Here is a 5,052-nt window from a genome sequence, read left to right on the forward strand (position 1 = left end):
GCTGAGAAAAGAATTTGGGAAGTTGAGGATATTAATAGGGCTATAAAAATATTATTAAATGAAAATAATACTCTATTTGATGATTTAATAAAAAATATTGAGAATAATAAAGACTTAAAAGAGCTAATCTTTAGCATTATTATAAATGGAGAAGAGAAAAGTTTTAATATCCATAATAAAGTAATTTCAATAGGTGTAATGTTTGGATATCTTAAAGAGGAAAATTATAAAGTTGCTATTTCAAATGGTATATTTAAAGAAGTATTATATAATTATTTCTCATCTAAGGTAGAAGAAAAAATAGAAATTGCACTATATGAATTTTTATAATTTATATTTAAAAGGTTACTCTAAAGAATTAGTGTAATCAGAACGATTAAATGGTAAGACAAATGAGAAAATAGGAATAATCCAATAATTAAAAAATGAATTTTATAGAGAAGATTAGAATCCTCTATATTTTACTATTTGTATTAAAAAGTAAAATGTAGAGTTTTTTTATTTGAGATAAGTACTACCCAGATACTTGGGGGTTTTGGTTAATGATTTTAGAAATAAATATTTAGAATGTAAAAAGAAACAAAATATATATTATAAAAAGTAATTATTTTTAAATGTTTTTTGAGTTTTTAATAGTGAATAATGAAAAAATATAAATTTGATTCTGGAGGAGCTTCTAAAATTTTAGAAGTTTTTTGTTGATATTAACAGAAAAGACAATATAAAAAGTAAATTAAATATTGAAACTTGTAAAAATATATAAATTAATTTACAATATAATTAAGTTTATTATCCAAATTTAAGTAGATATAGAAGTTAATTATATTAAAAGTAAATATTTTCTTTGGTTAAAAGTAACATAGTTTTAGATTCTTTCTATTTTAAATTGTAGAATTGTGGAAAAATTCTATTATATATAGTTGAGAAAATTAAAAAAATTAATTTTATAATATAGAGATTTATTTATTATGTTTAAGTAATATATGATTAGGAGAGGGTTTAAATGAATTATAGCAAAGAACAATTTCATAAAGGTAAAGAATATATAAAACAGAAAAACTACGAAAAAGCTTTAGAATGTTTTACTAATAGCATAGAAATGGATAGAAATTATAAAGAAGCTTTTTGTGGTAGAGGAATAGCATATGCTAATCAAGGAAAATATGAAGAAGCAATAAAAGATTATAATAAAGCAATAGAGATAGATAGAGAATATAAAGAAGCTTTTAATAATAGAGGAATAGCACATAAATATAAAGAAGAATATGAAAAAGCAATAGAAGATTTTACTAAAGTAATAGAGTTAGATAAAGATTATAAAGAAGCTTTTTTTTATAGAGGAATAGCATATATCTACCAAAACGAATTTAAAAAAGCAATAGAAGATTTTACTAAAGTAATAGAGATTGAGGAAAATTGTAAAGAAGCTTTTTTAGCTAGAGCAATGATATATAAATATAAAGAAGAATATGAAAAAGCAATAGAAGATTGTGTTAAAGCAATAGAGATAGATAAAGGTTATGGAAAGGTTTACGATGTAAGAAGTAAAATTTATAGTGAATTAAAAGAACATACAAAAATAGTAGAGGAAAAAGAAGAATATAGTAAACTAGAAGAAAAAGATAAAATAGAATATTTTAAATTAAAAGAATATAAAGAATTTTTTGATTACTTAGGTGATAAGACAAAGAATGTAGAAAAAGAAATAGCCGAAAATTTAGAAAGGTTAGCAGGATTTATATTTTTATTTAAGGAAAATATGAAATATGAACATACTGGTGATGATAAAGCTAATCAACTTGGACACTATACTAAAATTCAGAATATGAAGTTTTTGATAAAAAAAGATAGTAAAAGTGATGAAGAAAATAAAACTTATTTAAGGCTAAATAATATTGAATATATGAATGATCCAGATGAAGGAAATACTTTTTTTGAATTATTTAGTAAAGATATAAAATGTAAAAATTTTCTGAAGGAAATTTATGGAAGATGTGGAAAAGAATCTGAGGAAAGAGTTGAAATTAAAGGAGAAGGAAATATATTCTTAGTTAGTTTATCTAAAAATATTGATAATTCATTACCTATGTGGAGACAATATGCAAATGATGGAGATGGCTGTTGTTTAGTTTTTGATTCAGAATTTTTTAAGGAAGAAAATGATGAAATAAAAGATAATGAAATAAAAGATAATTTGAATTTAAATTCATTTAAACCGTATTTTGATGGATTATATAAAGTAAACTATTTAGGAAATAGAAAAAAAGAAGATAATACAGATATAGATGGAAGTGAATATATAGAAAAAATTTCCAATGTGTTGTTAAAAATTGAAAAAATGTTAGCGGGTGAAGAGGAAAATATAAATAAAATTGTAAAAGAGTTAATTAGTGAAATAATAGATAATATTAGATTTTTATTTAAAGATAGTGCATATTCTTATGAAGAAGAAATTAGATTAATAAAATTTAAAAATATAGAAAATGATAAAGATGTGCAAGTTACAGGTAATGCTGAGGGCTTTGTAGTACCACATTTATATGTTAATTTCAAAAAAGATATAGTACTTAATGAAGTAGTTCTTGGGCCGAAGGTAGAAAATGAAAAAGGAATTGCTAACTATATTAGATATACAGGGAAAGTAGAAAAAGTCACTAAATCAAAAATTAGATATAAATAATTTAAATATTAATTGCAAAAATAGTATTTTGTAAAAGAATAAATTATATTATAGAAAAATATTTATGGGAAAGCTTGTTCGATTAATTTTAGGACAAGCTTTTTTTATAATATAGCCATTGGAAAAATTATAGGTGTATATTTATTTTATTAGGTGATATGACAAGCTCTATCCGGCAGACTGTGCAAAAAAAGATTTAAGATTAAGGCCTTTAAAAGTTCCTTAAATTCTCGTATTTTAATTACTCTTTTCAAATTGTAGCTAAAAAAAGCAAGACTAATCTCATCCCTAACTTTTTCTGAATTTCGAAGAAGCAAGTAGCTAAAATTCATAAGGGAAAAGAAATTTTTAAAATTTATGTTTAAAAGGTTACTCTAAAAAATTAGTGGAATCAGAACGATTAAATGCTAAGACGAATGAGAAAATAGGAATAGTCTAATAATTTAAAAATAAATGGTATAGAGTAAGTTAGAAATCTCTACATTTTACTATTTGTAATAAAAAGTAAAATGTAGAGATTTTTTTATTTTATAAAAATACTACTATTTTTAGTTTAATTAGAGAATTATACGGTGAAAGTTGTAAAAATACTTTAAGCTATTTACAATATAAGTATATTGAAATATAATTTGAAAAATATAAGAAAAAATAGAGATTTTAATTAAAAAGATAGGGGGAAATAATATATGAATGAAAGCGTAGAGAAAAATTTAAGAGAATTTTTTAGGGAAAGTAATAATGAAAAGGTTATTTTTATTGGTGCTGGATTTTCTAAAAATTTAGGATTACCGTCATGGATTGAATTTGGAAGAGTTCATTTAGAGTTTTTGGAACAACATAGTGATAAAGTTAATTTTGAATTAATTGATTTATTAAAAAGAGAAGAAAAAGATTTTAGAAGAGTAATGTCTTTTACAAAAGATATTATTTTTGAAGACGAAAATTTAAAAATAATATCTTTATGAAAAATATAAAGAACTTTTTAAAATAGATATTGATGAAATTGAAGTATCTAATAATTTAAAAAAGGAAAAGTTAGATAAAATTAAAGATAAAAGTAATATATTTAGTAAAGTATATAATTTAAATATGATAAATATAACTACAAATTATGATGATATATTAGATATTTTAGCTAATGAAGAAATTAGTGAATTTACTGTAGAAAACAATATAGACAAGCTAGATAAAAAAAAGGTTTTTTATAAAGAAAAAGATTTTGCTGAAATTGTTAATAAGAAAAGAACTTTAAAAAGTAGAGAAGTTTATCATATTCATGGGAGTATAAATGATATTCCTAATATGATAATTTCAAATGAGGATTATATAGAAAGGTATTGGACAGGAGAGAATAATTACAAAAAATTTTTAAAAATGATTTTTGAAGATTATGATGTATTATTTTTAGGGTATGGATTACAAGAATTTGAGATTTTAAATTATTTATTTGAAAAAAGAAAAGGTCCTCTACAAAAAACTGATAAAAAGAGATTGTTTATAATAGATTATTTTGATTATGAAAAGAAAAAAATGGAATTATTAGAGAATTATTACTTAAATAATTATTCAGTAAAATTATGTCCATATAGTAAATCAGAAAAAGGATTTAGGGCTTTAGTAGCTTTAGTAGATGAAATAGATCAAATAAAAAAAGATGAAGAAAGCAAAGTAAAAGAAAAATTTAAGGCATTGGATCTATTACAAAAAAATAATTTAACAGAACAAGAAATAATAGAACTTTTAGGTAAAATTAAAAATTATAAAGATTTACAAAGTGCATTTTTAAAAAAAATAAGGGGTGATTTTAATTATTTAAAATATATTATTAATAAAGGATATTTTAAAAATTCAAATGCAAATGTATTAGAATTATTGGATTATTTAAATAGTTTACCTGAAATAAAAATAGATGAGGAAATATTAAATGATATATATGATGTTGCTAATAAAAATATAGAAAAGTATTTAAATGAAAATAAATTTATTTTATTTATATTTAAATTTAGCAATAAAATAAAAAGTTTCAATTTAAAAAAACTTATAAATCATGATATAAATGGAGATTTTAAAAGAAATTTAATTAATTTATTTTTTAGAGAACTTAAAGGCGAAGAAAGTATTAAGTTTTTTAAAAGTAATAAAAATTTCTTAGTTGAATTATTATGCGAAAATATTTTTACGAATGATTCAACTTTATATTACCCCCTAGGTGGTAAGATAATTGTCGTAGAGTAAAATACATGATATTCTCATAAGTAGAGAATAAAATAGGAGATTAAACTATGACAAATAATAATAGATCAAATAGAAAATACTCAAAAGAGGAAAAGGAAAATTTAATTGCAAGAATGTTTCCACCAGAAAGTATAACA

At 21.4% G+C, this 5,052-nt stretch carries 3 protein-coding genes and 1 pseudogene; all 4 read left to right on the forward strand.

The genetic code is table 11. The features are described from left to right. Positions 1-330 (forward strand): annotated as a pseudogene (locus tag ACRDDY_RS02370) (AAA family ATPase); the annotation flags it as partial. 673 nt (positions 331-1,003) lie between these two features. Continuing rightward, positions 1,004-2,680, forward strand: a complete 1,677-nt coding sequence (locus ACRDDY_RS02375; protein ID WP_438563371.1) for a tetratricopeptide repeat protein — start codon at positions 1,004-1,006, stop codon at positions 2,678-2,680. Positions 2,681-3,366: 686 nt separating this feature from the next. Then, entirely contained in the window at positions 3,367-3,645 is a 279-nt protein-coding gene (locus ACRDDY_RS02380; protein ID WP_438563372.1) for a hypothetical protein, read from the forward strand. 124 nt (positions 3,646-3,769) lie between these two features. Then, on the forward strand, positions 3,770-4,915 hold the full coding sequence (locus ACRDDY_RS02385) for an SIR2 family protein (protein WP_438563373.1): 1,146 nt from the start codon (positions 3,770-3,772) through the stop codon (positions 4,913-4,915). Positions 4,916-5,052: the final 137 nt, after the last annotated feature.

Origin of the sequence: Clostridium sp. (assembly GCF_051656525.1) — a bacterium.
Taxonomy (GTDB): domain Bacteria; phylum Bacillota; class Clostridia; order Clostridiales; family Clostridiaceae; genus Clostridium.

Bases quoted from the DNA above. Each gene is read 5' to 3' on its own strand.
- ACRDDY_RS02375 (WP_438563371.1), top strand. From the start codon at position 1,004: ATGAATTATAGCAAAGAACAATTTCATAAAGGTAAAGAATATATAAAA.
- ACRDDY_RS02380 (WP_438563372.1), top strand. From the start codon at position 3,367: ATGAATGAAAGCGTAGAGAAAAATTTAAGAGAATTTTTTAGGGAAAGT.
- ACRDDY_RS02385 (WP_438563373.1), top strand. From the start codon at position 3,770: ATGATAAATATAACTACAAATTATGATGATATATTAGATATTTTAGCT.